24 protein-coding genes and 1 riboswitch are annotated in these 25,678 nt (G+C 42.2%); of the genes, 19 read left to right on the top strand and 5 right to left on the bottom strand.

The genetic code is table 11. The features are described 5' to 3' along the window. Positions 1-62 precede the first annotated feature (62 nt). Genes JU57_RS07035 through JU57_RS07005 form a run of 7 tightly spaced genes read left to right on the top strand, consistent with a single transcriptional unit; the run spans position 63 to position 9,424 of the window. Positions 63-2,864: an EAL domain-containing protein gene (locus JU57_RS07035; RefSeq protein WP_037958839.1), complete on the top strand. Its 2,802-nt coding sequence runs from the start codon at positions 63-65 to the stop codon at positions 2,862-2,864. A gap of 45 nt (positions 2,865-2,909) precedes the next feature. After that, entirely contained in the window at positions 2,910-5,195 is a 2,286-nt protein-coding gene (gene phsA, locus JU57_RS07030) for a thiosulfate reductase PhsA (RefSeq protein ID WP_037958837.1), read from the top strand. Between the two features lie 9 nt (positions 5,196-5,204). Then, positions 5,205-5,771: a 4Fe-4S dicluster domain-containing protein gene (locus JU57_RS07025; RefSeq protein ID WP_037958835.1), complete on the top strand. Its 567-nt coding sequence runs from the start codon at positions 5,205-5,207 to the stop codon at positions 5,769-5,771. Further along, positions 5,768-6,736 carry an NrfD/PsrC family molybdoenzyme membrane anchor subunit gene (gene nrfD / locus JU57_RS07020; protein ID WP_037958834.1) on the top strand — a complete coding sequence of 323 codons (969 nt, stop codon included), beginning with the start codon at positions 5,768-5,770 and terminating at the stop codon, positions 6,734-6,736. The genes JU57_RS07025 and nrfD overlap by 4 nt, the downstream gene beginning before the upstream one ends. Positions 6,737-6,745: 9 nt before the next feature. Beyond that, positions 6,746-7,411 carry a response regulator transcription factor gene (locus JU57_RS07015; protein WP_037958832.1) on the top strand — a complete coding sequence of 222 codons (666 nt, stop codon included), beginning with the start codon at positions 6,746-6,748 and terminating at the stop codon, positions 7,409-7,411. Beyond that, a complete protein-coding gene (locus JU57_RS07010) occupies positions 7,398-8,579 on the top strand; it encodes a HAMP domain-containing sensor histidine kinase (RefSeq protein ID WP_037958831.1) in 1,182 nt (393 codons plus the stop codon). The genes JU57_RS07015 and JU57_RS07010 overlap by 14 nt, the downstream gene beginning before the upstream one ends. Further along, a complete protein-coding gene (locus tag JU57_RS07005) occupies positions 8,576-9,424 on the top strand; it encodes a cache domain-containing protein (protein ID WP_037958829.1) in 849 nt (282 codons plus the stop codon). Before JU57_RS07010 ends, JU57_RS07005 begins: the two co-directional genes overlap by 4 nt. On the opposite strand, the gene JU57_RS07000 is transcribed toward JU57_RS07005, so the two are convergent. Next, the gene (locus JU57_RS07000; protein WP_037958827.1) at positions 9,414-10,679 is read right to left on the bottom strand and encodes a coproporphyrinogen III oxidase family protein; all 1,266 of its coding nucleotides are present in this window, start codon (positions 10,677-10,679) and stop codon (positions 9,414-9,416) included. The genes JU57_RS07005 and JU57_RS07000 overlap by 11 nt on opposite strands. A 315-nt stretch (positions 10,680-10,994) precedes the next feature. Between JU57_RS07000 and JU57_RS06995 the strand changes: the two genes are divergently transcribed. From JU57_RS06995 to xseA, 5 genes are all read left to right on the top strand, one after another. After that, positions 10,995-11,912, top strand: coding sequence for a manganese-dependent inorganic pyrophosphatase (locus tag JU57_RS06995; protein WP_037958825.1), 918 nt, complete (start codon positions 10,995-10,997; stop codon positions 11,910-11,912). A gap of 10 nt (positions 11,913-11,922) precedes the next feature. Further along, complete coding sequence (locus tag JU57_RS06990; RefSeq protein WP_037958823.1) at positions 11,923-12,702, top strand: hypothetical protein; 780 nt, start codon at positions 11,923-11,925, stop codon at positions 12,700-12,702. A gap of 89 nt (positions 12,703-12,791) precedes the next feature. Continuing rightward, positions 12,792-13,562, top strand: a complete 771-nt coding sequence (locus JU57_RS06985; protein WP_037958822.1) for a complement resistance protein TraT — start codon at positions 12,792-12,794, stop codon at positions 13,560-13,562. Between the two features lie 118 nt (positions 13,563-13,680). Next, positions 13,681-14,400 carry a bifunctional demethylmenaquinone methyltransferase/2-methoxy-6-polyprenyl-1,4-benzoquinol methylase UbiE gene (ubiE, locus tag JU57_RS06980; RefSeq protein ID WP_294876459.1) on the top strand — a complete coding sequence of 240 codons (720 nt, stop codon included), beginning with the start codon at positions 13,681-13,683 and terminating at the stop codon, positions 14,398-14,400. Beyond that, a complete protein-coding gene (gene xseA, locus JU57_RS06975) occupies positions 14,400-15,653 on the top strand; it encodes an exodeoxyribonuclease VII large subunit (RefSeq protein ID WP_037958820.1) in 1,254 nt (417 codons plus the stop codon). The genes ubiE and xseA overlap by 1 nt, the downstream gene beginning before the upstream one ends. Here the strand turns inward: xseA and JU57_RS06970 are convergent. Next, complete coding sequence (locus tag JU57_RS06970) at positions 15,650-15,838, bottom strand: CCE_0567 family metalloprotein (RefSeq protein ID WP_037958818.1); 189 nt, start codon at positions 15,836-15,838, stop codon at positions 15,650-15,652. The genes xseA and JU57_RS06970 overlap by 4 nt on opposite strands. Before the next feature lie 159 nt (positions 15,839-15,997). On the opposite strand from JU57_RS06970, the gene JU57_RS13730 reads away from it, so the two are divergent. Together JU57_RS13730 and JU57_RS13725 are read left to right on the top strand one after the other, a co-directional pair. Beyond that, positions 15,998-17,050, top strand: coding sequence for a GGDEF domain-containing protein (locus JU57_RS13730; RefSeq protein ID WP_051906696.1), 1,053 nt, complete (start codon positions 15,998-16,000; stop codon positions 17,048-17,050). 125 nt (positions 17,051-17,175) lie between these two features. After that, positions 17,176-19,536: a transporter substrate-binding domain-containing protein gene (locus JU57_RS13725; RefSeq protein WP_051906694.1), complete on the top strand. Its 2,361-nt coding sequence runs from the start codon at positions 17,176-17,178 to the stop codon at positions 19,534-19,536. Here the strand turns inward: JU57_RS13725 and JU57_RS06950 are convergent. After that, complete coding sequence (locus JU57_RS06950; RefSeq protein ID WP_037958816.1) at positions 19,533-20,525, bottom strand: adenosine deaminase; 993 nt, start codon at positions 20,523-20,525, stop codon at positions 19,533-19,535. The two genes, JU57_RS13725 and JU57_RS06950, sit on opposite strands and share 4 nt — an antisense overlap. A gap of 71 nt (positions 20,526-20,596) precedes the next feature. Between JU57_RS06950 and JU57_RS06945 the strand changes: the two genes are divergently transcribed. After that, positions 20,597-21,478 carry a DMT family transporter gene (locus JU57_RS06945; protein WP_037958814.1) on the top strand — a complete coding sequence of 294 codons (882 nt, stop codon included), beginning with the start codon at positions 20,597-20,599 and terminating at the stop codon, positions 21,476-21,478. A gap of 40 nt (positions 21,479-21,518) precedes the next feature. Then, a riboswitch (FMN riboswitch) is annotated at positions 21,519-21,836 on the top strand. A gap of 91 nt (positions 21,837-21,927) precedes the next feature. Further along, a complete protein-coding gene (gene ribB, locus JU57_RS06940) occupies positions 21,928-22,563 on the top strand; it encodes a 3,4-dihydroxy-2-butanone-4-phosphate synthase (RefSeq protein ID WP_051906692.1) in 636 nt (211 codons plus the stop codon). A gap of 24 nt (positions 22,564-22,587) precedes the next feature. Here ribB and JU57_RS06935 read toward each other — a convergent pair whose 3' ends face one another. Continuing rightward, the gene (locus JU57_RS06935; RefSeq protein WP_037958812.1) at positions 22,588-23,472 is read right to left on the bottom strand and encodes a LysR family transcriptional regulator; all 885 of its coding nucleotides are present in this window, start codon (positions 23,470-23,472) and stop codon (positions 22,588-22,590) included. A gap of 102 nt (positions 23,473-23,574) precedes the next feature. On the opposite strand from JU57_RS06935, the gene JU57_RS06930 reads away from it, so the two are divergent. Next, entirely contained in the window at positions 23,575-24,603 is a 1,029-nt protein-coding gene (locus JU57_RS06930; RefSeq protein ID WP_037958810.1) for a YeiH family protein, read from the top strand. On the opposite strand, the gene JU57_RS06925 is transcribed toward JU57_RS06930, so the two are convergent. Continuing rightward, complete coding sequence (locus JU57_RS06925; RefSeq protein WP_037958808.1) at positions 24,598-25,074, bottom strand: glutathione peroxidase; 477 nt, start codon at positions 25,072-25,074, stop codon at positions 24,598-24,600. The genes JU57_RS06930 and JU57_RS06925 overlap by 6 nt on opposite strands. A 107-nt stretch (positions 25,075-25,181) precedes the next feature. On the opposite strand from JU57_RS06925, the gene JU57_RS06920 reads away from it, so the two are divergent. Beyond that, the gene (locus JU57_RS06920) at positions 25,182-25,412 is read left to right on the top strand and encodes a ribbon-helix-helix protein, CopG family (RefSeq protein WP_037958805.1); all 231 of its coding nucleotides are present in this window, start codon (positions 25,182-25,184) and stop codon (positions 25,410-25,412) included. Beyond that, the coding region (locus JU57_RS06915) for a type II toxin-antitoxin system RelE/ParE family toxin (RefSeq protein WP_294876445.1) at positions 25,405-25,678 on the top strand (274 nt) is incomplete at its 3' end. The genes JU57_RS06920 and JU57_RS06915, both read left to right, overlap by 8 nt.

The following is a 25,678-nucleotide window of genomic DNA, read 5'->3' as shown; positions in this document are numbered from 1 at the left end:
CTTCTTATAATCATTTTTGATGAAGGCCTTTTACATGTAAGACTTTAAAATAAGGTAATAACGTGAAGTTAGTTAATTATACCTATGAAACACTTGAGGCGTTAGAACACTTTGCACGAACCTACTTTAGACCCAAAGATCATCTTTTTATTCAACTTTTCTGTGGCAATACGGATCGCGCAACCCTAACCGAAATCCTCCATTTTCTCAAAAATACCTTTCCCAAATCTGTCATCATCGGTGCGAGCACCGCAGGTGAAATCAAATCGGGTCGCATCAAAACGGGTACCATTCAAATCAGTTTTTGCCATCTTGAAAAAAGTCACGCCAAAGCCTACTATTTTGAAGCGGTCAATTTTGCCAGTGGGCAAAAAGCTGCCGCAACGATTCTCGAAGAAGACACCAAAGTGTGTATCGCCCTTGCGTATCCTTTTGGAGAGAATGACAGCGAAGATTTTGTGGAAGGCTTTAATATGCTCAAAGCCGATATGCCGCTCTCCGGTGGCAATGCTGCGGATGATTTTTTCTTCCAAAGCGCGTTTATTATTTGCGAAGAACAGATACTTTCTCAAGGCATTGTGCTTGTAACCTTAAGCGGAAAAAGCTTACATGTAAACACCAACTACTCTCTTGCATGGACGCAAGTTGGCAAAGAACTCTGTGTCACCAACGTGAATAAAGGAACGATTTACGAGATCGATCATCAACCGATCCAAGAGGTGTATCGGCACTATTTAGGAAACGATGTGGTTCAAAATCTTCCGAGCAGTGCGATGGAGTTTCCCTTTGTCAAAATCTCAGACGAGGTCGATGTGTGTCGTTCTTTAATTAGTGCCAACATAGACGGTTCCTTAACCTTTGCAGGGCATTTTGAAACAGGCGAGAAAGTACGGTTTGCGATTGGCAATGTCGAAGCGATTATCGACAGAGCCATTGTGATGCAAGACGAGATCAATGAAAAACCATCCGATGCTATTTTTATCTATTCGTGCAGTGCTCGTAAACTGTTTCTTTCAAAACAGCTCAATTATGAATTAGGACTTTTACAGCAAATCGCTCCCACGGCAGGCTTTTTTACCTATGGAGAGTTTTTTCACTCACCGCATAAAAACCAACTTTTGAATGTGACAACAACCGTGGTATCGCTTAGTGAGTCGGACTATGTTATTTCTCATCCTTTGGGCGAAAAACCAGCCTTTAACTGCTCCACACTCAAATCCCTGACCCATTTGGTCAACACCACGCAACATGAACTGGATGTCAATATAAACTTTCTCAATCAGTACAAGATGGCACTGGATGAGTGTTGTATTGTCTCTAAGATGAATTTGGAAGGAAAATTAACCTATGTGAGTGAACCTTTTTGCGAGGTAGCAGGCTATTCACGCGAAGAGCTTTTAGGTCAAACGCACCAGATGTTTAGACCCAATGACGCGGATACTACGATTTACGCGACACTTTGGAAGACACTGAAAGCGAAACAAATTTGGAAAGGAATTGTTCAAGGTGTCGATAAAAAAGGGAAAATACATTACTTACAAAATACCGTCATGCCAATTTTTGATGAAGCAGGCAATACACTAGAATACATCTGTGCCCATTTTGACATTACCGATCTGATTTTAAAAGAGCAGTTGATTGAGCAGCATTTTAAAGATGAGCTCACAGGGTATGGAAACCGTGAAGCCCTCTTTCATAAAATGCGTTTGGATGAGAGTGCGAAGCTGTTGATTTTGCTTAATTTAGTCGAATTCTCCGAGATCAATGACTATTTAGGCTACGACGTGGGTGATGAACTTTTGCAAGACGTGGCGCATTTTTTGGTGGAGACCTTTGATGGACATCCTGACGCTGTTTTTCGCATTAACGGAGACGAATTTGCTGTTTTACTGATGGAGAAAGATCCTAAAAATTTTCGAAACGTGCGCGATAAAGTCAAACGCTTGATTCACCGTATTGAGAAAAAAGTCTTTACCATCAAAGGCTATGAAGTCGTAGTGAGACTCAATGTGGGCGTTGCGGAGGGAACGACCGATGCGATCTACATGCAATCGCATGTCGCACTCAAAGAGGCAAAGACAGAGCATAAAGCCGTGGTTTTTTATGACATCAATCCATCTCTTAAAGCCAAAACCAAAGAGAACCTTCAAGTCATTCACAAGATCAATGCCGCGATTGAAAATGACCGCATTGTTCCTTTTTTCCAAGGCATTTATGACAACACGTTGCACAAAATTACCAAATACGAAGTGCTGATGCGTCTGCACGAAGAGGATGGCAGTTATCTGAGTCCTTACTACTTTTTAGATCAAGCGAAAAAGACGAGGCTGTATGAAAAACTGACCAAAATCATGATCCGTAAATCGTTTGAATACCTTAAAGATTTTGAAGTGGATTTTTCGATCAACCTCACCAAGGGCGATATTTTATCCCTGTCGGTTAAAGAGTGTTTGTACGAAACGATCAAAAAATACAACTGCGGACACCGCGTTATTTTGGAGATCGTTGAGTCTGAGGGCATTGAAAATTTTGACGAAATTACCGCGTTTATTCACGAAGTAAAACAGCTAGGATGTCGCATCGCCATCGATGACTTTGGGACAGGTTACTCCAATTTTGCCTACCTCGCAAAGCTTGAAGTCGATATGATTAAGATCGATGGCTCACTGATTAAAGAGATCGATACGAACGAAATCATCGAGATGACAGTCGAAACCATCATCTCGTTTGCGCACAAAATGGGCTATACGATTGTCGCTGAATTTGTTGATCGTGAAGCGATTCAAGAGAAGCTTTTGGGTTTACATGTAAACTTCTCGCAAGGCTACCTTTTCAGCAAGCCAAGCCCCATTATTTCGTATTAAAGTCAAATTATCGTACAATAGTATTAAACTAGGAAAAGGTAAAGTATGGCATATTTTCAAGCGCGAAGAGACTTCTTAAAGCTTGCAACAAAAAGTGCAACCGCGACGGTATTGATACCTGGAAGCTTGGGCGCTTTAGGCGAAGTCGCACTTCGGGGCGAAGATAAATTTGTTCGCTCTATATGTGAGATGTGCAGCAGTCGTTGCCCCATGGAAGCACGCGTGATCAATGGCAAAACCGTCTTGCTTCAAGGCAACGCTTTTGCCAAAGAGATGGGAACCTCGTTATGTGCTAAAGGCGTTGCGGGTTCTTCGCAACTGTACGATTCCCAACGGCTTGTAAGTCCCTTGATCCGCGTGGGAAAGCGTGGTGAAAACAGGTGGAGGGAAGCGAGCTTTGAAGAGGCATTAAACCTTGTCTCCACCAAACTCTCCGCGCTGAAAGAGCGGTATGGGGCGCGCAGTGTTATCTTTTCGTCTAAAACAGGCGAGCATTATGACCTTTTGCGCTCCTTCGCCTCTGCCTTTGGCTCACCCAATGTCTTCTCCCATTGGAGCTCCTGTCCTATCGCCATTGAGAGTGCATTTCATCACACCTTTGGCGAAAAACTTCACCGTGATTTTGAAAATGCGACGTACATTCTCAACTTTGGGCACAACCTTTTTGAGGGCTTAGACATTTCTCTCACCAAAGCGATGGCACACTTTTGCGCCAATCCTTCTAAAAAATTGGTGGTACTCGATCCTCGTTTTTCCATCATTGCCGCCAAAGCCGATGAGTGGCATTCCATCAAGCCAGGCAGTGATCTTGCTTTTGTACTGGCGCTTTTACATGTATGGATCAGAGATGGCAAATTCGATCACACCTTTGTCGAACAGTACACCATTGGGTTTGATGCCTTGGTGGATGCCGTCAAAGAGACAACGCCTCAATGGCAACAAACACGCACAGGCATTGATGCTAGTGTGGTGGAGCGCATTGCAGCAGAACTGTACGCAGCAACTCCTCGGTGTATTATTGACTGGGGGCACAAAGCGACTACGACGCAGGCGGAGTTTCAAAGGTCACGGGCTATTTTGATCGCCAATATTTTGATGGGGAATGTGGAAAAAGAGGGCGGAATCTATTTGACAAAGAGTGCAAAGCGTGTGAATGCACTGGCAAAAGAGTCCATTGTGCCTGAATTAAATGACCCCTTTCCACGCCTACAAATTAATGAACCACGCATCGATGGGGCAGGAGAAGAGGGAGCATACTGTTTTGTCTCAAAACAACACGGCGTTTTAACCGCAATTCCCGAAGCCATACTCTCTCAAAAACCGTATGAAATTAAGGGATGGTTTTTAACCCGTCACAATCCGCTCATTACCGTAGCCGATCCGCAAAAGATGAAAGAGGCGATGGAACAGCTCGAATTTATCGTGGTCAATGACATTTACCTCAGTGATACCGCCATGATGGCAGATGTCATCTTGCCAGAATGTACCTATTTGGAGCGTGATGAGGGCATTAGCACGCTTACATGTAAAGTTCCCACGTATGCGATGCGCAATAAAATCGTCGCTCCTTTGCATGAGAACAAAAGTGCGATTGAAATCATAAGAGCGTTGGCAGAGCGCATGGGATATGGAAGCCATTACGCGTGGAAAAACAGCAGTGAACTTCGGGCGTTTCAAGCCAAAGGCAACGCGGAGCTTTTGCAAACCTTGCTCTTACGAGGTGTCGCATCGTTTGATGTGCCATTTTTTTGTGCACGAGAATCTTCTTTGGTGGAACGCTTTTGTGAACGCTATCCCAAAAGCCGTGCTTGGGTAGATGCACAGGGTTGTTTTGGGCATCTTTTAACGCATCTTAAAACACCATCAGGAAAAATTGAGATCTATTGTGATGCGGTTGAAAAAATCTTTAAAGGGTATGGAGTACCACGCAGTGTCGATATGGACGTGAGCCAAGGATTGCCTTATGTGCTTACCAGTGGCAAAAGTGCCGTGCACACCAATGGGCATACGCAAAATGTGCCTTACCTTTCTAGGCTTCTCTCCTCCAATCCCATATGGATGCACCCCTCAACTGCAAAGGCGCATGGACTCAAAATGGGCGATACCTTTTACCTTCAAAACGCCATTGCTAAGGAGAAGGCGACTGTTTTTATCACGGAGGGCATTCGTCCCGATACGCTGTTTGCTTACATGGGCTTTGGTCGTGATGCGCCTTCACTTGCGCGAACACACGGGAAAGGAACCAATGTTTCAAAGTTTCTCTCCTTGGCATCCGCACCCATTTGTGGTGCTATGATCACCAATGTTGGTGTGAATATCATCAAGGCGTAGGGTCAAACGATGGGAAAACAGTACCGACTGATTTACGATGAAAACCTCTGTATCGGGTGTCAAGCTTGCAGTGTGGCGTGTCGCGTGGAAAATAGCGTGCCTGATGAGGTTTATAGACTTCAAGTGCATCTTCACACCAAAGGTGAATTTCCCAATCTGGGGATGAACTTCGAGCGACTCTCCTGTGTCATGTGCGAAAATCCTCCCTGTGTGAGTGTGTGTCCGACGAATGCTTCGTTTCAGAGCAAAGATGGTTTGGTGCATATTGATGAGAGAGCGTGCATTGCATGTAAATACTGCATCCTCGCTTGTCCTTACCATGCACGCTTTATCAACCCTCTGAAAAACGTGGTGGAGAAGTGTAATTTTTGCTATGAAACACGGGTTTCTAAGGAGCTGTTACCTGCTTGTGTCAGTATCTGTCCGACCGATGCGCTGAGTTTTGGCGATATGCGGCACAAACACTCTCTCGTGCATCAAAAATCGCACAAAGAGGTTTTGGTGTTTCCCAAAGCGCATCTTGGAACAAAGCCCAAAGTGGCGTTTATCCCCAACCGCAAAGGAATGAAATCATGAGTCCTATGTGGGGAAGCGTGGAGCAGTACAGTGCGATTCATTGGTCGTGGGCGATTGCAATCTATCTGTTTTTAGCAGGTCTTAGTTCTGGTTCCATCATTGTGGCGTTGCTCGTCAAATGGAACCGCCATGAACGCAGTAACTCCTCTATTTGGGATGCGATGATCAAAGCGGGCTCCGTTGTAGCGCCTGTGGCAATTTTTTTAGGACTGCTTATTTTGGTCATCGATTTAGGACGTCCTTTGTCCTTTTACTGGTTGCTGATTCGCTACAATATTACTTCGGTCATGAGTTTGGGGGTGCTTTTTTTGCTCATTTACACGCCCATCGTCATGGTGTTTATGCTACTTGTATTTGAACGCACGGTTATCAAATACCCGTTTTTTGCCCCACTGGAGAGTCTGATCAATGTGGTCAAAAGCTTTCATTCGTATGCGAAAATTATTGAGTATTTTCTCTTTGGCGCAGCTCTTTGTGTCGGCTCCTACACGGGGTTTTTACTCTCAGCTTTGTATGCGATTCCATTGTGGAACAGCCCACTTTTGCCGATTCTGTTTTTAACTTCAAGCCTCTCCTCAGGTGTTGCGGTGAACATTCTCATCGGACTTCTTTTTTTTAAAAGCACCATTAATCCAGAGAGTATTAAGTACCTTTTGGTGCTGGATACCAGAGTGATCTTAACTGAACTGCCTCTGTTAGGGCTCTTTTTTATCGGTCTGTTTTACGCAGGAGGCGATGTTTCCCATGCGGCTAAGATGGCATTGACGGAGGGTTTTTGGGCAGGCATCTTTTGGTTTGGGGTCATTGGTGTGGGACTAGGGCTTCCTCTTATAACGGTCATCATCGCTTTGCGCAGTCATGTATACCGCGTGGGATATGTTGTGATTAACTCAATGGTGGTCATTTTAGGCGTCTTGATGCTGCGTTACTACATCATTTACGCAGGGCAAATTTATCTTGGTTAAGGAGAAGGCATGAAGATTTTACTCTTAGAAGATGACTACAATTACAATGAGAGCATTAAGGAGTACTTAGAGCTTTTGGGGTACGAAGTCGATGCCTTTTTTGATGGAGAGAGTGCGCTGGATGCGATTATGCAGAAGTGCTATTATCTCTTTTTACTCGATGTGAAAGTGCCCAAGCTGAGTGGGCATGAGCTGATCAAATACATCAAAGAGGCGAATATCACGACACCGATTATCATCATGACCTCCTTGGTCGATATTGACAACATTGAAATTGGGTATGAGCTTGGGTGTAATGATTACCTCAAAAAACCTTTTGAGCTCAAAGAGTTGGAACTTCGAGTACGTGAGCTCATTAAAAAACATTACCAAACGAGCAGTGATGGTGCGTTTCACCTCAGTTGCGGTTTTGTCTTTAACTTTGAAACAGGAGAGCTTAAAAACGAAGGAAAAACGGTTTCACTCACCTCCAAAGAGTTGGATTTGGTGCGCTTTTTGATTCGTCGTAAAAACACCTTTTGCGACATTGAGTTGATTCGTGAAAATGTCTGGGAAGGTAAAGAGATCAGTTATGCGGACATTCGCATGTACATCAGAAAGATCAGGCTTAAAGTGGATGAAGCGTTTATCAAATCTTCACGTGGTTTAGGATACCGCATCGATGTTATCGCTTAACCCTTTTCGCTCGGTCTTAGTCTACACCCTCATCGTGATGGCGCTCTTTTGCGTACCCAGTTACTTTGCGATTCAAAGCACGATCATGGAAGAGAAATACAAAGCAACTCAAGAAATTTTAGAGTGGGTGGATGCCCATGAAAAAAGTATCTTTGAAAAAGAGCACTTTGACATTCCACGAAGCGTGCGCTTTCATATCAACATCTACGATGATACCCACCAACTGTTGTATAAGGGAATTCACGAATCTTTGATGGATCTTGATTTTAAAGTACGTGTGATATACCCCTTTTTGTATTTTCAAAAAAAAATTCAACACACCAATAAACTTCTCTACCTTGTGGTGGAGTTGCAACTCAACTATGCTAGGATTATTTTCATTACCACGATGCTCTTTTTTATCGTGCTCTTTTTGATCTATTTGATGAGCAATGTGTTTATTCACTCCAGTATTTATCCCTACAAAAAGATGCAGCGCTATATGAATGACTTTTTTAATGACTCGATGCACGAGCTTAAAACACCTCTGGGCGTGATCAACATTAACGTGGAGTTGCTTTCAAGCTATGTGAATTCTACCAAGCATCTCCAACGCATAAAAGCGGCCACAAAACAGATGCAGATGACCTATGAAGACGTGGAATATTACATCAAACATAAAAAAGTGACCTACAACAAAGAGCGGATGAATCTCTCGGAGTATTTGAACCAACGCATTGCTTTTTTTGAAGATATTGCTGTTTCAAAGTCCATTGATTTGGAGTACAGTGTAGCGCCTGATATAATGATCTATATGAGTAAAGTCGAGCTGCAGCGCATCATCGACAATACCCTCTCCAATGCCATCAAATACTCCTTTTTTCAAGGCAAGGTGGAGATAAAGCTTTTGCCAAAAGATGAAGAGCATTGTGTGCTCAGTTTTCACGATTATGGTCAGGGTATCAAAGATCTCTACAAAGTGTTTCAGCGTTTTGAACGGGAAGATTCGGTACAAGGAGGATTTGGTTTGGGGCTTAATATTGTGCAGAATATCTGCAATAAAAATGACATTGACATCAGTATCGAATCGTATGAAAACAAGGGATCGTGTTTTACCTATATTTTTAGGTTGGATAAAAAGAAGCTTTTAGACAGCGTGGATGATGAGACGATAAAGGGTGAAAAATGAAAGAAAAACGGTTTTTTCTCAGTGCGGCACTGATGCTTTTTTTTGGGCTTGTCATGTTGTTTTTGTACGACAAATCCATTGCGTATGAAGAGGAAGCAACGCTTAAAAAACAGATGGATGCGCTGCTGTTAACCTTGCACAATAAGATTGAAGAGACAACCAAAGTCTCTTTGGCAAGTTCGGTTATTTTGGCGAAAAGCCCGCATGTGGTTGCGTGTTTGAACCAGCAAAAAAGGGAGCGCTGCTTGCAATACCTGCTTGAAATCAGGAACAGTATGGCGCAAGCCAACATCTTTGAAAACGCACGACTGCATCTGCATACCAAAGAGTTTAAAAGCTTTATGCGCTTATGGGATTACAGCAATCAGACCAATGATGATCTTAGCACCTTTCGCCATGCGTTAGAGAAAATCAAACAGAGTAAACAGCCGATTCAGGGCATTGAGATTGGAAGACATGGTATGTTTATGCGTGCGATTGCACCGGTTTTTGCAAAAAGTGATTATATTGGAACGATTGAAACCGTAGTAGATTTTAAAGACTTGAATGCGTATTTTAAAAAAGATGGGATTGAACTGTGCGTGCTGATGAAAAATGAATACCTTCCTATCGCCAATGCAGCCAGTTACGATCAAAAACTAATGCTCGATAACTATACCATTGTGAATCAAGAGGTCAATAGTCTCAATTTTATTAAAGAGATCAATTTTCAAGGTACGGGGTATTTTAAACGCGGCGATTATTACGTGTTGTATTCTCCTATTGTGGACATCAATGGGGAGCAAATTGGCTTTTTTGTGCTGACGTGGAGTGAGAGTCTCTCCCTCGCCTCCTTTAAAGGATAAGCCCTTTGCGCGCATCGTTACGGATGCGATCCATGCCCATGTAAAACTCTTTCATCATGACTAAAAAGAGGTAGTCGCCAAACTCTGTGGTGGTGACACTCTCGTGATTTTCTTTGATCGCTTTGGCAAATTTAAGCAGCATTAGCTCTTTGCCCAATACGTCATTGATGTTTTCACCGAACATGGCAGCAAATTTTTTCTTGGAGAGTTTACCATTGAAAAGATCGACCATCAAGCGATAATACATCTGAGAATTGGCAGGAAAGGTGCGCTCTTTGGTCACGGCTGAGTGTTTTTCTTCAATGAATGTGGCGTATTTATCCAGTGCAAATTCATTGAGATAGAGCGTGTCTTGAAGGAAACTAAATGAGCCTGAACCTACGCCCACATACTCTTCATTGTCGATGATATACTCATCAATAATCAGCTCACTCTCTTTGGAAAACGACCACCCATGGCGAGAAGGATAGTTCTCTTTTAAAGACTCTTTGATCACACCAAAAAAAGTAAATTCATTTTCAAGGCTGAACTCACCCAATGTTTTTTTCACGCTATTTTTCACTAAGGAAGAGGTCATCAGTGGATAGACACTCGTCTGCTCGGGGCGGAGTTTTTTAAGGGTCTCAAGATCGTTGATAAGTCCTTCTTCTGTTTGGGTTGGAAAATTAAAAATGAGATCCACACTGGTGATGGGCAAGATCCCCAACATGGATGCAATCTTCGCGTACACCTCTTCGCCTGAACCAAACTTTTCATAACGTCCTAGTTTTTTCAACAGAACATCATCAAAGGTTTGAACACCGATGGAGAGACGATCCACCAAGCCATCCAATTGGAGTATGGTCTTGGGTCTGATATGGTTAGGATCGCTCTCGCACGAAACGTGTTCAATGGAGAAGAGCTTTCGAACCAACTCAATGGTTTTTAAAAGCTCCTCTTCATCGATCAATGGGGTACCGCCACCAATCACCAAATAGTTAAAATCATAGCCGAGTTCTTTTACATGTAAAATCTCTTCACGTAAATGCGTGTAGTAATGCGTCGCAGCTTCTTTGGTGTAAGTAAATTTGTTAAAAGAGCAGTATGGGCAAAACATCGTACAAAACGGTATATGAATGTACAGAAGGTATTTTTTGTTTTCAGGAGGAGGTGGCAATCCCAAAGAGGGTTTCTCAACATGTAAATAGTGCTTGGTGTATTGGCTCATAAAATAGCTGGTCGCATTCGTAATAATCTTTGATTGTCGGCTTTGCATCTTAAATCCTTAGTAACGTTTCGTGCCACATTAAAGTACATTATAGTGGTTCTTTGTGACATTCAGAATGATATAAAATGTCCATAACAAATGTTCAGAGGTATTATAAACCTATGAACGTAATTTTTATGTAAACAAAAGGTTATGTAAATTAAAACATTAAGAAATAAAAAAGGAATAGTACATGTAAAAAAGGAGAAAATAAGGGGAAATGTTTTTCACAATGAATCCACAAGGCTTTTACTCCTTAAGAGAAGCGTGGCTAAAATTTGAGCTAAATCGGCTATAATTACAGAAAAACTAAAGGAATTTCCCATGAAAACCTACGCATGTGGACATATTAATCCCGATTCTGATTCTGTCGTCTCTGCCATTTCTCTCTCGTATCTTAAAACCCAACTGGGTGAGACGTGTATTCCCGCTCGTCAAGGCGAACTTAGCCCTGAGACGGAGTTTATTTTAAAAACATTTAATCTCGAAAAGCCACTTTTGAAAAATGATTTTTCAGGCGAAAATCTTTACATTACCGACTATTCCGACCTTGCTCAAGCACCACACCATCTTAAAGAGACGAACATCTTAGGCATTGTCGATCACCATAAACTAGGTGACATTACCACAACGACGCCACTTGAGTGTTGGATTCGCCCTGTTGGGTGTACCAATACGATTGTCAAAGAGATGTTTGATCACTATAAAATTGAAATCCCTAAAAATATTGCGGGTGCAATGATGCTTGCAATTTTAAGTGATACGGTGTTATTTAAATCACCAACGTGTACAAAAGCAGATACAAAAGCGGTTAAAGAACTAACGAAAATAGCAGAGGTAGAAGATTTTAAAGCCCTTGGTATGGAGATGTTCTTAGTAAAATCAGCCGTGATTGGAGCAAGTCCACGTACACTGTTGCTTCGTGATTACAAAGATTTTGAAATGGGTGGCAATAAAATTGGTATTGGTCAACTTGAAGTGGTTGATCTCAAAGTCTTTGATGGCATGAAAGAGGCACTTTTTGCCGATATGAAAGCCTACAAAGAAGAGGGCGGACGCCATACCATCATGCTTTTGTTAACCGACATTATGATCGAAGGCTCGCAGTTTTTGGTTGTCAGTGATGATGAAAGCAAAATTGAAAACGCATTTAACGCGAAGCTTATCAATCATGAAATGTGGGTTGATGGCGTATTGAGCCGTAAAAAACAGGTGATTCCTGTCATGGAAAAGCAGTTCTAAAAGCTTCTGTGTGAAAAAGTTTACGCTGAAACGACGTTATCTGATTCAAAATCCTAAGGAAGTGGTGAAACGTATTCTCACCACGTTCCCCTTTTACAAGAAAAACCTTCAACAACTCTTCATCGAAAACCATCCCGATGCGTCTGAGCGGTTAGCAGTGCTTGGAACACGGTTTCATTCATTAGGCGAAATGGAAGATTTTGAAGAGGATTTAAAATCGTTTTTATGCGCGGACGTGAGTGGCGATAAACGCTACAAAAGCCGTTATCTCTCTTTGTTTGGCCTGCCGCAGACGTATGATTTTTCACTCTATGACGTGTATAAAAAATGCGACAAAATCGGCATTAAACCTTTCGAATTTGCCTTTGCTTCAGGAATGAGCACGCACAAAGTGCTCAAAGTACTTCTCTACCGTGAGATGCAATTTTTAGAATACGACGTGGCTCTTCTTTTGGAAGATCATGCTAAAGCACCCAAAAATATCGCTAAGCGAGCTGAAAATATTGGCTATCTGTTGAAGATCTCAACGGTCATTTTTGATGAGGTGATGAGAGAAAAAATGCTCAAAATATTGGCTCCCTTGTTAAGCCAAGACAGAGTCCGCCTGCTCTCTTTTGTGCAAAGTAGGGCGTATGCAACCATGCTGTTGGATATGCGTTTTTTCCTGCGTGAACAGAGTGGTTTTTACCTTTTAAAAAAGAGTGAAATGCCCCTACTTTTTTTTGTGAAAAAGTATCTTAAAAAAGAGGAGTTTCGCATCGCCAAAAGGCTTAAAAAGGCGCTTTATTAACATTTTATTTTGATTTTTGGAGTATGCTTTTAGCAATAATGTGTGATATTTCGATACAATATCACACCCATTTTTAAGAAGGATAAACAATGAAAAAAACATTACATGTAAGCTTAGCACTGAGTGCTGCGCTTGTTTTGATGAGTGGGTGTGCCACGAGTGAGCTTCAAACCAGTGCACGGATGACACAGAGCGTTTTTATTAATCCTGTGGCAAAAGATAAACGAACCGTTTTTGTTTCGACAAAAAATACGAGTGGCGCCCCGATTAATCTTGAAAATCGCATTATTCAGACGCTGTATGCGAAAGGCTACACCATCGTAGATGATCCTGAAATGGCAACGTATGTGCTCATGACCAATATTTTATTTTGTAACAAAAAAAGTGAAAACAATGTCGTAGGTGGTGCGCTCATGGGTGGTGCCGCAGGAGCGATTGCAAATTCAGGATCAAGTAACAGAGGCATAGCAGCTGCGGGATTGGGTGGTGCACTTGTGGGTGGACTCATAGGAAAAGCGACCGAAGATACCATCTTCCAAATGCAAGTGGACATCGTGATTCGTGAAAAAGCCAAAGGCAAAGTGATGGCAAATACAGGCAATGTGGGCGGACAAGCGGGCATTAGAGATGGTCAAAAATCGGGTACGATGAACAGCTTTGGTGGATCGATTCGCGATGCAGATGCGAGTGGAAAAATGTACAGCAACACCTACTCCTCTGCTTCACAATCGTATGAGAGTGACTACATTGAACACCGTACGATGATGTTTGCCGAAGCGACAAAAATGGATCTAACACTGTCCGAAGCAACGCCGATTTTAGAAGATAAAATCGCACAACAGATTGCAGGGCTGTTTTAACCTTGACACGCCCCAAAAGCAAAGCTCTTGGGGCTACGTTGCGACTTCGCACTGAAGCTTGCCTCTTGCGAGGCAGAAATACTTTGACACGCTTTTAATTTTACATGTAGGAATTGTTTTGGAGAATAACGACAACAAGCAACAAAAAATTGTTCAGATGTTCGATGAGATCGCAGGGACATACGATACGGCTAACCGTGTTTTAAGTATGGGAATCGACATTCAATGGCGCAAAACTGCCTGCGATGAGACGTTTGCACGCTACACCAAACCGATCGATCTCATTGTCGATGTCGCATGTGGCACAGGCGATATGATGGGTTACTGGGCAAAGCAAGCGAAAAAAGCTGAACGTGAAATTGGCAAGATTTTAGGGGTTGATCCTTCCGTTGGCATGACCGACGTGGGTAAGCAAAAATTCCCTGAGTTTGAATTTGTCATCTCCGAAGCTACTGAAATTCCACTTCCGAATGAGAGTGCCGACATTTTAAGTATTAGCTATGGTATTCGCAATGTCGTACGTCGACAAGAAGCCTTTAGCGAGTTTGCACGTGTTGTGAAACAAGGCGGTTATGTCGTTATTTTAGAGTTTACCAAAGATGAGAAAAAGGGCTTTTTCTTCGTGATTAAAGATTTTTATCTCAACAAAGTGCTTCCAATTTTGGGTGGGCTTATCTCTAAAAATAGAGCGGCGTATGAGTATCTGCCAAACTCCATTGAAGGGTTTTTAACCCCTTCGATGCTTCAAAAAGAGTTGGATACTGCTGGCTTTGAAACCGAATATGTCAAAAGCTTTTCGATGGACATCTCGACTTTGGTCATTGCTAAAAAACGCTAATGAGCCAAACCCTTAGTGTCTCAAGTTTAAACAACCAAATCAAGTCTCTGCTTGAGACCACCTTTTTACATGTAAGTGTGGAAGGTGAGGTCTCAAGACCCACATACCACAGCTCTGGGCATCTCTACTTTACCCTCAAAGATGCTGACTCTTCCATCTCGTGCGTGATGTTTAAAGGCAATACCAAAGCCTTAAAATTTCAAGTCGAAGAGGGCATGGCGGTAGTCGTTTATGGCTCCATTTCCGTTTTCTCACCGCGTGGAACCTATCAGATCAACTGTACGATGATGGAACCTTCCGGTAGCGGCGCTTTGGCAAAAGCGTATGAACAGCTCAAAGTGAAACTCGGAGCCAAAGGTTACTTTGAAGCGGAGCGCAAAAAGCCCTTACCTCGTTTTATCAATCACATTGCGCTCGTCACTTCAGGTACAGGTGCCGCACTGCAAGATATGCTTCGTGTGGCAACCAAACGCTGGCCACTGGTCAAAATTACACTGCTCGATACATTGGTTCAAGGTGAAGGTGCAAAGTTCTCCATCGCGGCGAACGTTGCACGTGCCGACGCTCTTGGGGCTGATGTCATTATCGTTGGGCGCGGTGGCGGAAGTGTGGAAGATTTGTGGGCGTTTAATGAAGAGATTGTCGCAGACGCGATCTTTACATGTAAAACACCAATTGTCTCCGCCGTAGGGCATGAGATAGACTATGTCATCAGCGATTTTGTCGCCGATTTGAGAGCGCCAACGCCCTCGGCTGCGATAGAGATGATACTACCAGATAGCGTTGAAATGTTGCAACGCATCGATGGTTTGATGGAGCACTACACGCTTGTCTTCGGACGAATCTTACGCTCTAAAGAAGAGAGTTTAACACATCTTTCACGCCTTTTTGCCAAACGCTCCATCGATGAGAAACTCTCGTTATGGAAAAATGAAATTGGTATTTTACAGAGTCAATACAACGATAAAATAGCACTGCTCTACCGTGAAAAATCACGCCACGTCACGCTACTCCAAGAGCAAATTAGCTTTCAAACCAGACAAAATATTGCTACAAAAGAGCAACTGCTCTCCTCTTACACGATAGCACTTCACTCTAAAGAGCCGACACGTGAACAAAAAGAGTGTTATGCTCGAATTGTTAAAGGGGGTAAAAAAATTGCCCTTGAAAAGATAGAAGAGGGTGAACTTTTCGAGCTTCAAACACCGCATACCATTTTAAAAGCGAAAGCATTAGAGAAAAAAGCGCTTTAGAGATTGTGTTGCGCTTTAAACGCCTCTGCCTCGTGGATCGCTTCAACGATTTTGGCGGAGAGTATGGGCAGTTCGTTGTATTTAACCCACAAGGTATCTTCGACAATATCGTGAATTTCGCCTGCGATCTCAACGGCTAAACGTTTGAGTCTTGCTAACTCTTTTTTGAGCTCTTTTTCATCCATCGGGGCACTCCTTATGTGACATTGCTGTTTCATTTGCAAGGAGTATTCCGCATAAGAAAATATTTTTAAATTTTTTTGCATACAATGTGATAGTTTTATAACCTTTGACCGATATAGTGGCTGGTGCTTTTATTATGAGGATTATTGGGAGTAGGTGTAATGTTAAACTTTTTTTACCGTTTTTTTATCTCTAACCGTATGCCACTGAGTTCGTATGCGAGCAGGCAATATTCATTGGTGATGATATTTGCCTCATTGGGTGCAGTCACATTTGGATTTTTCTTTTTTTACAATCTCATGGTTTTGCACTATTACACCATCGCTTTGATCGATACGATCTGTTTTGCAACGTCGGTTGGTGCCATACTTTTTTTAAAGAAAACACACAACATTGAGCTCGGAAGGGTTTTTGTAACCGCCTATTTTTTTATTTTCTTTGTTGCGTTTACCTACATTAATAAAAATGAGAGCTTTGGGCTCATTTGGAATATCTTTTTTTGTATGATTGCTATCAACCTCAATGGGCATAAAAAAGGACTTTTTTACACCTTTGTCCTTTATGGCTATATCTTTTTGATGGCACATGAGGGCATTGGTGTATGGCAAAATGGACTTTGGGATAAGGTTGCTTTTTTTCGCTATGTTTTTTCAATGGTTTTACTCACCTTTGTGGTCTATGTGATGGAACTAGCTCTGTACCGTTCCTACACGAAGCTTCAGAAACTAGCCGAAGAGGATGAGCTGACCCAGACGTATAACCGTCATAAATTACGTGAAATCTTACAAGTGGAGATTGAGAGGACAGAGCGTCATCACACGCCCTTATGCGTTGTCTTGTTTGATGTGGATAATTTTAAAAGTATCAATGATACGTATGGGCATAATGCAGGGGATGCGGTGCTCAAACGCCTTGCAAAGCTTGTGAAAAACTCTATACGGGTGAATGATACCTTTGGGCGTTGGGGTGGCGAAGAATTCTTACTGATCTTGCCCCATATGCGTATCGAAGAGACCCAAAAAGCATGTGAAAAAATCCGTCTGTTAATCACTCAAAGTGTGTTTGAAAGTGTCGGCACCCTTACGTGCAGTTTTGGGATGTGTGCGTACGAAAAAGGGATGAGTTTGGATGCGTTGGTGAACCGTTGCGATAAGGCGATGTACCACGCTAAAATGTTAGGCAAAAATTGTGTCAGCATCTTTAGCCAGAGTTAAAAAAGCCTACCATTGATCTTAAATGTTACGCGATGGTTCAACCTCTCTCAAAATAGAATGCAGTTAAGAACCTTTTTAAGTAAAGCGATTTATGCTAAGAAACGAACCTCTAAAAAGGAGCAAAAATGAAATTTTTTCTTTTTCACCTCTTTAGTCTACTGCTCCCTCTTTCGCTTTTTGCAAATGCTATACCCTTGAATTTAGACTTGAGTGAAACAGAAAAAGCATGGCTTCTTAAACACCCCACCATCAAGGTAGGTATGGATTCTGCGTACGCGCCGTACGAGTGGATGAACCAAAACGGAACGTACGTGGGAATGGCGGTGGATTACCTGCATCTTTTGGAGAAAAAATTGGGTGTTCACTTTGAAATTGTCAAAGGAAAATCGTGGAGCCAAATCATTGAGATGGGCAAAAAAGGTGAAATTGACATGATTACCAGCATTGTTCAAACACCAGAGCGGTTAAAATACTTTAATTTTTCTCCTCCTTACAGAGAGACGCAGACGATGATTGTCGACAATGGTAAAGGGACGTTCATCGGGAGTTCAGAGTATCTCAATCATAAACGTGTTGCCGTTGAGAAAGGGTACTACACACAAGAAGTCCTTACAAAAAAATATCCTAATATCCAACTGGTATTAGCCAATAATATTTTAGAAGCATTGATATGTGTTATGGACGGGAGAGCCGATGCGTATGTGGGTGATTTGAGCGCCATTAATTATGCGATTAAAAATAATGGTCTTGAAACACTTCGCTTCTCAGGTCAAACGGAATTCTCCAGTCAGCATCGCTTTGCTTTTCCTAAAAAGCACACCGAATTTACTGCTATCATGGCAAAAGCTATGGCGTCTGTTTCCAAAGAGGAGTCCGACGCTATTTTTAACCGTTGGCTGGGGATGCGCATTGAGCAAGGTATTCGCAAAGAGACTATTCTAAAATACAGTTTAGGGGTAGGCTGTTTGTTCCTGCTGTTTGGCTATTGGTATTATCGACTGCATCGCGAAATCAAGTACTGCAAAGCGGTTGAGCTGCGTGAACGTCGCAGGAAAAGTGTTTTAGAGATGATCGCAAAAATGCTTCCTTTGCCGATCATTCTTGAATCCATCGTCAAAGAGGTGGAAGCTCAAAATCCCCACATGATCTGCAGTATTTTGCTCTTGGATGAAACGAAACAATACTTTTACGATAGTATTGCCCCCACACTACCTGATTTCTATAATGAAGCGATCAAAGGCGTTTTGATAGGAGAGGGTGTGGGTTCATGTGGCACTTCAGCGTATCGTAAAGAGCGTGTGATTGTGGAAAATATTGCCACCCATCCTTATTGGAAAGCGTACAAAGAGATAGCGCTTCGTGCCGGTCTGCAGGCATGTTGGTCGGAGCCGATTTTTGCATCGGATGGGACGGTTTTAGGTACGTTTGCAATCTACCATACCACTCCTCAAATACCAAGCTTAGCCGATAATGTACTGATAGAACAATCCGCCAATCTTGCCAGTATTGCGATTGAAAAAAGTATGGTGACCACAAAACTCAAAAAGAGCGAAGAGCTCTATCGGCATTTGACGGAAGAGATAAGCGATGTGATTTGGAAAACAGATCGTGATCTGATGATAACGTATATCAGCCCCTCAGATGAGCGCTTAAGAGGGTATAAAGCCTCTGAAGTGATCGGGCATCATGCGTTTGAGATGTTTACGCCTGAGGGCGTTGCAATTTTACGTGAACACATGAAACGAAGAGCAGAAGCGGAAAACAATGGCATTCGCACCAATTTCGTGACGAATGAAATTCAACATCAATGCAAAGATGGCAGACTCATTTGGGGCGAAATTATCTCAAAACCTGATCGCAATGAAAAGGGTGAAATCATCGGCTATCATGGTATTACCAGAGAGATCAGTGAGCGCAAAGCGATGCAAGATCGCGTGCAACAGTTAGCCTTTTACGATCCACTGACACAATTGCCCAATCGTCTACTGCTCAAAGAGCGTCTGAATCATGTGATGTACAACATGAAACGCACGAAAAAATTCAGTGCACTCTTTTTCATTGATCTGGATAATTTTAAATCGCTCAACGATACCCAAGGGCACAGTGTTGGCGATATATTGCTCTGCCAAGTCGCGGATAGGATTAAGCGTTGCATTCGTGAAGTCGATACGGTAGCGCGTTTTGGAGGAGATGAGTTCGTGGTGGTTTTAGATACTCTGCATGCAGATAAAGAGATCTCGACACAAGAAGCCAGAAACATTGCTGAGAAAATTCGCGTCAGCCTTTCAGCAGCGTATCTGCTGTGTATACCGCACGAAGGCAAAGATGAATGCGTTGAGCATCACTGTACCGCAAGCATTGGTGTCTTGGTCTTTAACAGTGAAGAAGGTAGCCAAGACGATCTGTTAAAACGAGCCGATACCGCGATGTACAATGCCAAAGAGGCAGGGCGTGATCGGATCTGTTTTTATGATCTTAGCCGTTAAAGAAGCGCGATCATTTCACTAAAAGCACGCTTCTTCACTTCACTTAAAAAAGAGGCTTTGAAACTGTTTTGAGCCAAAGTTTTGAGCTCTTCTTTGGTTACATGTAACGATGTCGCAACCGCTTCATAATTCTCGTTGATATACCCACCAAAATACGCGGGATCGTCTGAATTAATGGTGACCAAAACCCCTTGACGTAGCAGGGTGATAATGTTGTGTTCACGCATGCTTGAAACGGCTCTTAGTTTGACATTGGAGAGGGGGCAAACGGTGAGCGGTATCTGTTTTTCAATGAGAAAATCGACCAGTGTTTCATCTTCATCACAGCGAATTCCATGATCGATTCGCGTTACATGTAAAAGGTTGATCGCCTCCCAAATATACGAACTATCGCCCTCTTCGCCTGCATGAGCTACGATTGTATAGCCCACGTTTGCACACGCTGCAAAGACGCGCTCAAACTTGGAAGGCGGATGTCCCACTTCGCTCGAATCCAGCCCCACACCAATTATTTTATCTTTAAACGGCAAGGATTGTTCTAGGGTTTCAAACGCTTCTGCTTCGCTCAGATGGCGCAAAAAACTCATGATAAGAAATGAGCTGATGCCGAGCTCAATTTCCCCTTTTAGCAGTGCTTTCGTGATGCCATCCACCACAGTTTTAAAGGCAATACCCCTTGCTGTATGCGTTTGAGGATCGAAAAAAATCTCTACATGAACAACGTTTTGCGCTTTACATGTAAGCAGGTACGCCCACGTTAGATCGAAAAAATCAGACTCGTTGACCAGTACATTAGCCCCCGCGTAGTAGATGTCCAAGAACGATTGTAACGAGGTAAAGTTATAGGCACGCTTGATCTCTTCAATGTTTTGATAAGGGAGTTTGATGTTGTTTTTTTGCGCAAGCGCAAACATCAATTCTGGCTCCAATGTTCCTTCAATGTGCAGATGCAGTTCGGCTTTGGGAAGTTTGGCGATGAGCTCTTTCATGGGTTCTCTTTTTTTCAAAATTATAGCAAAGATTTAAAATTGGCTATAATCCTCTTCTTAAAAGGAGACATATGAAACGGGTTCCTCAAACGATGCAAGGGATTATTTACGTAGCACTGTGCATTCTTTTATGGTCGTTGATCCCTGTTTTTGCCAAACTTGGGCAATCAACTTTGGATCATCATCAGTATCTTTTTTACTCCAGCATTGTCTCGTTTCTTTCACTTTTGACCGTAGCCTTTTACACGAAAAAAACCCATGAGCTTCTCAAATACTCTGGAAAAATGTATCTTTTTTTAGTCTTGCTTGGCTTCTTAGATTTTTTTTACTACCTTCTTTTGTATTTTGGTTACCAACAATCCAATGGTCTTGAAGTGCTGGTCATGCAATATACATGGCCCATTTTTATCGTACTCCTTTCTCTGGTCATTCTCAAAGAAAAATTGACTCTATCGAAAACCATTTCTGTGTGTTTGGGGTTTTTAGGCGTCGTCGTTGTGATCACCAAAGGAAATTTTGCCTCAATCGATCTGTCCAATATAAATGTGATTGGCATGGTTTTGCTAGGTGCAACATCGTTTGCACTCTTTTCTGTTTTGAGTAAAAAAGTGAGCATCAATCTTGCCAATGCTGTAACCATATACTTTTTGACTGCCATCATCTATGCGTTTATCTCGATGCAAACGTTCTCCTCATGGGTGGTTCCTCAGGGGAAAGAGTGGTTGTACATTCTCATTAATGGCGTGTTTCTGAATGGCATTTCGTATCTGTTTTGGATTAAAGCCCTCCAAAATGCAGATGCTTCGTTTGTCGCACCGTTTATTTTTATCACGCCAATTTTATCGGCAACGTTTCTAATCCTTGTCTTTGATGAACCCATTTTGCCGGTCTATTTTATCGCGCTTGCACTGATTGTCGCATCGGGACTTGCCAATAGTCTTACAAAAAAGTAATTTTATTTTTTAAGTCTATTGCAGTATACTTTGATCGAAACTTATTTCTCAGGGCAGGGTGTAACTCCCTACTGGCGGTAATCTTGTAATAAAGAGAGTCCGCGAGCGCTTTTACATGTAATAGACTTCTTTCATAACCCTTGAAAAGATGAAGAGTTTGTTCAGAGTGTGTTAATTTTTAAAACTCAAAATTGAGTCATAGCTAAAGCTATGGCGATGTTTTTAGTTTTAAAAAGTGATGTGCTATGGACGATACTCTTTTTTCAAGGGTTATGTAAGAAGTCTAATGTTAAAAGGTCAAGCAGATTTGGTGCGATTCCAAAACCAACGGTTAAAGTCCGGATGAGAGAGAATGTAGTGCATTATTGCCATTGTTGATGACAAAATCGTGTGTCTATATTTAAAGATGCCCTGATTCTGGTAAGTTTACTCATTCTTAGGAGTAACCCATGAATCAAATCTGTAAGGGAACTTCCCTTCACCACCATGTTAAGCAAGCCATCGCTTCGCTTCAAAACCATAGCGGCGTAATCGTTATGGACAATTTCAACCGCGAAAACGAGGCAGACATCATCTTCCACGCAGACTCGCTTACCACAGAGCAAACTGCACTGCTGATTCGCGAATGCAGTGGCATCGTCTGTTTGTGTTTACCCCCTGAAAAGGTCGATGCCCTTGAACTTCCCATGATGGTAACGCATAATCAATCCAAATTCCAAACCGGTTTTACCATCTCCATCGAAGCCAAAGAGGGCGTTACAACAGGTGTGAGTGCAAAAGATCGCCTCACAACCATTCATGCTGCCATTCATCCCGATGGCAAAACGAAGATCGTCTCTCCAGGGCATGTTTTTCCATTGCGTGCAAAGAAAGGTGGTGTGTTAGAGCGTGATGGACATACCGAAGCTTCCATCGATCTGATGCGTCTTTCTCATCTCTCACCCTATGCCGTTTTGTGTGAGCTGACCAATCCTGATGGTACTATGGCAGTGGGGGATACCATCTATCGTTTTGCAGAACAACATGGTTTTCCCATCGTGAGCATTGATGAAATTATCGCGTATCGTAAAGCGCATACACTCTAAACGTTGATCCGTCATAGGCTTCATCTATGACGGAGAATTCATCTTTGTGTGGACAAAATTTTTAAACTCACTAAAGAGCCTGCTTTGGTATTTGCTCTTGTGATAAATCAGGTAAAACGACCGATCCATTTTTAAATTGACAAGCGTCACTTCAAAAAGTTCGCCTCGCTTCAGCTCATTAGCAACAGCCACTTTGGAAAGACAGGTGATGGTCTGAGGATTGTTCAACAAAATGGTTTTTGCCTCTTCAAACTCGGAAAATTCCATAAAAATCGTTAAATCTTTGGCAATTTCACCCAAAGCCTCTAAAAAAACTTCCCGCGTGCCTGAGCCTTTTTCCCGTAAAATCCACTTTTTATGAAACAGCTCATCGATGAAAAATGTCCCCTCTGCAAGACAAGGATCGCTACTTACAACGATCAGTTGGTCATCGCCTATGACCTCTTTGCATAAATCTGCTTCATCACACGAAGACTCGATAAACCCGATGTCGATGGTGGCATTTTTGACCATTTGAATGATCTGCGCCGAGTTTTGAATATCTTTTTGAATTTTTACATGTTCATGCTGTGCCAAAAAATCAAACACAATCTGTGGGGTAATAAAATCCCCAATCGTTTTACTCGAAGCGATGTTTAAAATCCCCGATACTTTCGTGTTTCTAAAAAAATCTTCTGCATCATTAAGTGCTAAAAAATGGGCATGAGTTTTCTCACGAAACAATTTCCCCGTCTCGCTGAGCACCAGTTTTTTTCCAATACGATCAAAAAGAGGCTCGCCGATGTGTGATTCAAGCGATTTGATCGCTAACGAGATCGCAGATTGCGTAATGCCAAGCTTTTGTGCCAAGTTTGAGATGTGCGAATCTTCACAGAGATAATAAAAAAGTCGGAGCTCTTGAAAGGTCATACCTTACCTTTAATTAAAAATATTTATGATTATAACGAATATAATTTATTTTACTTGTGAAAAAAATCGTTTTATAATCAATGAAAGATTTAAAGGATAAGTATGTTTCAAAAAGAGAATCGCACCAATACGCTCAGCGGCATTTTATTTGTAGCGCTTTTTGCGATGAGTGCGACCTATTTGGCTGATTTTGCATTTTTTCAACATTTTGGCATTAGCCCTTTGATTATCGGCATCGTTCTTGGGATGATCTATGCCAACACGCTTCGTACCAAACTGCCCAAAGAGTGGGTTCTAGGCATTCAATTTTCCACTAAAACCATTCTTCGAGCTGGCATTGTGTTATACGGCTTTCGCATCACGTTTCAAAACATCGAAGCCGTAGGCCTTGCAGGCATTGTCACGAGTGGCTTGGTGGTGAGCTCAACGTTTATCATCGGTTATTTCGTGGGAACAAAGTTTTTGAAACTGGATAAAGAGACGACTATTTTAACGAGTGCTGGAAGTTCTATCTGTGGTGCTGCCGCAGTCCTTGCAACCGAGCCTGTACTGAATGCAGAGCCTTATAAAAGTGCCATCGCAGTTTCAACTGTCGTCGTTTTTGGAACCCTTGCGATGTTTCTCTCCCCATTTGCCTACAAAATCGGGATCATTCCTTTGAGCCCTGAGCAGATGGGCATTTACATCGGAGGAACTTTGCATGAAGTCGCACACGTTGTCGCAGCAGGAAATGCTGTTGGCGTGGAAGCTTCTAAGACGGCAGTTATCGTCAAAATGATACGGGTCATGATGCTTGCCCCCTTTTTGGTAATTTTAGGATTTTGGCTGGTTCAAACATCTCATACCCTGAGCCAAAAGCAGAAAAAGAAAATCACGATTCCTTGGTTTGCCGTCTTTTTTATCGTTATAGCAGGATTTAATTCTCTGGATTTGGTTCCTCTTGATCTTGTCGCTCACATCAACGCGGTCGATACTTTTTTACTGACAATGGCGATGAGTGCTTTGGGGATGGAGACGAGCATCGATAAATTTAAAAATGTAGGCATGAAGCCTATTTATTTGGCAAGTATTTTATTTGTATGGCTCATAGTGGGAGGCTTTTTTATCGTTAAATGCTCTTTGATGCTATAAATACAGAAGAATATCCACTTCCAAAGATTCGGGCTTGGTAGAAGGGGCAAAACGGTTGATCACCACTCCATTTTTATCGACTAAAAATTTGGTGAAGTTCCATTTAATCGCTTCACTTCCCAAAAGCCCCTTTTGCGCCTCTTTGAGGTACGTGTAGAGTGGATGAGCATTTTCACCATTGACATCAATTTTAGCAAACATTGGGAAGGTCACACCATAATTGAGCGAGCAAAAGCTTTGGATCTCCTCTTCGCTTGAAGGCTCTTGGTTCATAAATTGATTGCACGGAAAGCCCAAGATAACCAGCCCTTGCTCTTTGTACTTCTCATGCAACCGTTCAAGCCCTTCGTATTGACTGGTGAAAGCGCATTTACTCGCGACATTCACGATGAGGAGAACCTTGTGTTTAAAGCTACTCATTGAGATGATTTCACCGCTAATTGTTTTCACTTCAAAGTCATAGATGCTCATAAATACTCCTTTGTGTGTAAAATGAAGAGTAGAAAATTATAGCAAAGTTATTGACAAGTAGCGTTATATGCACTACAATTGTATCTACAAAACAGAAGGTGCTACTTATGAAACAGGCTATTAATATACGTCTCGAAAAAAAGATGATTGACACATTGGATGAGTATGCAGGTGAACTGGATAAAAGCCGCACCAGTTTGATCGAAAAGGCGATTGAGCTTTACTTTGATACGCTCGATGAGATGGTAGCAGATAAACGCATCGACAATCTCAAAAGTGGTAAATCAACTGTGATTTCTTTGGAAGAGGTTTTCAAGCAAGCGGGCATTGATGTATAAAGTTGCCTTTGAGCAAGATGCCCAAAAAGAGTTTTTGAAGCTTCAAAAAAGCATCCAAGCGTTTGTTGCTGCAAAGATTTTAGAACTCCAAGCAGGTCATTTTTTAGGCGATAAAGCACTCAAGGGTAAACACAAAGGTAAATTTCGTAAACGAGCAGGTGATTACCGCATTGTTTACCTTAAAGAGGGCGAGTTGCTTGTTATTACAATCATTCGTGTTGCACATCGCAAAGAGGTTTACTATATAGTCGACCCTGAAAAACCCA

It is taken from the genome of Sulfurospirillum sp. SCADC, assembly GCF_000743525.1.
Lineage (GTDB): Bacteria > Campylobacterota > Campylobacteria > Campylobacterales > Sulfurospirillaceae > Sulfurospirillum.
The sequence above is the reverse complement of the archived record's forward strand: the minus strand, read 5'-3'. Positions and strand labels throughout refer to the sequence as shown.

What these genes read in the sequence shown, in the direction of transcription:
- phsA (WP_037958837.1), top strand. Translation starts at nt 2,910, where the DNA reads ATGGCATATTTTCAAGCGCGAAGAGACTTCTTAAAGCTTGCAACAAAA.
- JU57_RS07025 (WP_037958835.1), top strand. Translation starts at nt 5,205, where the DNA reads ATGGGAAAACAGTACCGACTGATTTACGATGAAAACCTCTGTATCGGG.
- nrfD (WP_037958834.1), top strand. Translation starts at nt 5,768, where the DNA reads ATGAGTCCTATGTGGGGAAGCGTGGAGCAGTACAGTGCGATTCATTGG.
- JU57_RS07015 (WP_037958832.1), top strand. Translation starts at nt 6,746, where the DNA reads ATGAAGATTTTACTCTTAGAAGATGACTACAATTACAATGAGAGCATT.
- JU57_RS07010 (WP_037958831.1), top strand. Translation starts at nt 7,398, where the DNA reads ATGTTATCGCTTAACCCTTTTCGCTCGGTCTTAGTCTACACCCTCATC.
- JU57_RS07005 (WP_037958829.1), top strand. Translation starts at nt 8,576, where the DNA reads ATGAAAGAAAAACGGTTTTTTCTCAGTGCGGCACTGATGCTTTTTTTT.
- JU57_RS07000 (WP_037958827.1), bottom strand. Translation starts at nt 10,679, where the DNA reads ATGCAAAGCCGACAATCAAAGATTATTACGAATGCGACCAGCTATTTT.
- JU57_RS06995 (WP_037958825.1), top strand. Translation starts at nt 10,995, where the DNA reads ATGAAAACCTACGCATGTGGACATATTAATCCCGATTCTGATTCTGTC.
- JU57_RS06985 (WP_037958822.1), top strand. Translation starts at nt 12,792, where the DNA reads ATGAAAAAAACATTACATGTAAGCTTAGCACTGAGTGCTGCGCTTGTT.
- xseA (WP_037958820.1), top strand. Translation starts at nt 14,400, where the DNA reads ATGAGCCAAACCCTTAGTGTCTCAAGTTTAAACAACCAAATCAAGTCT.
- JU57_RS06970 (WP_037958818.1), bottom strand. Translation starts at nt 15,838, where the DNA reads ATGGATGAAAAAGAGCTCAAAAAAGAGTTAGCAAGACTCAAACGTTTA.
- JU57_RS13730 (WP_051906696.1), top strand. Translation starts at nt 15,998, where the DNA reads ATGTTAAACTTTTTTTACCGTTTTTTTATCTCTAACCGTATGCCACTG.
- JU57_RS13725 (WP_051906694.1), top strand. Translation starts at nt 17,176, where the DNA reads ATGAAATTTTTTCTTTTTCACCTCTTTAGTCTACTGCTCCCTCTTTCG.
- JU57_RS06950 (WP_037958816.1), bottom strand. Translation starts at nt 20,525, where the DNA reads ATGAAAGAGCTCATCGCCAAACTTCCCAAAGCCGAACTGCATCTGCAC.
- JU57_RS06945 (WP_037958814.1), top strand. Translation starts at nt 20,597, where the DNA reads ATGAAACGGGTTCCTCAAACGATGCAAGGGATTATTTACGTAGCACTG.
- ribB (WP_051906692.1), top strand. Translation starts at nt 21,928, where the DNA reads ATGAATCAAATCTGTAAGGGAACTTCCCTTCACCACCATGTTAAGCAA.
- JU57_RS06935 (WP_037958812.1), bottom strand. Translation starts at nt 23,472, where the DNA reads ATGACCTTTCAAGAGCTCCGACTTTTTTATTATCTCTGTGAAGATTCG.
- JU57_RS06930 (WP_037958810.1), top strand. Translation starts at nt 23,575, where the DNA reads ATGTTTCAAAAAGAGAATCGCACCAATACGCTCAGCGGCATTTTATTT.
- JU57_RS06925 (WP_037958808.1), bottom strand. Translation starts at nt 25,074, where the DNA reads ATGAGCATCTATGACTTTGAAGTGAAAACAATTAGCGGTGAAATCATC.
- JU57_RS06920 (WP_037958805.1), top strand. Translation starts at nt 25,182, where the DNA reads ATGAAACAGGCTATTAATATACGTCTCGAAAAAAAGATGATTGACACA.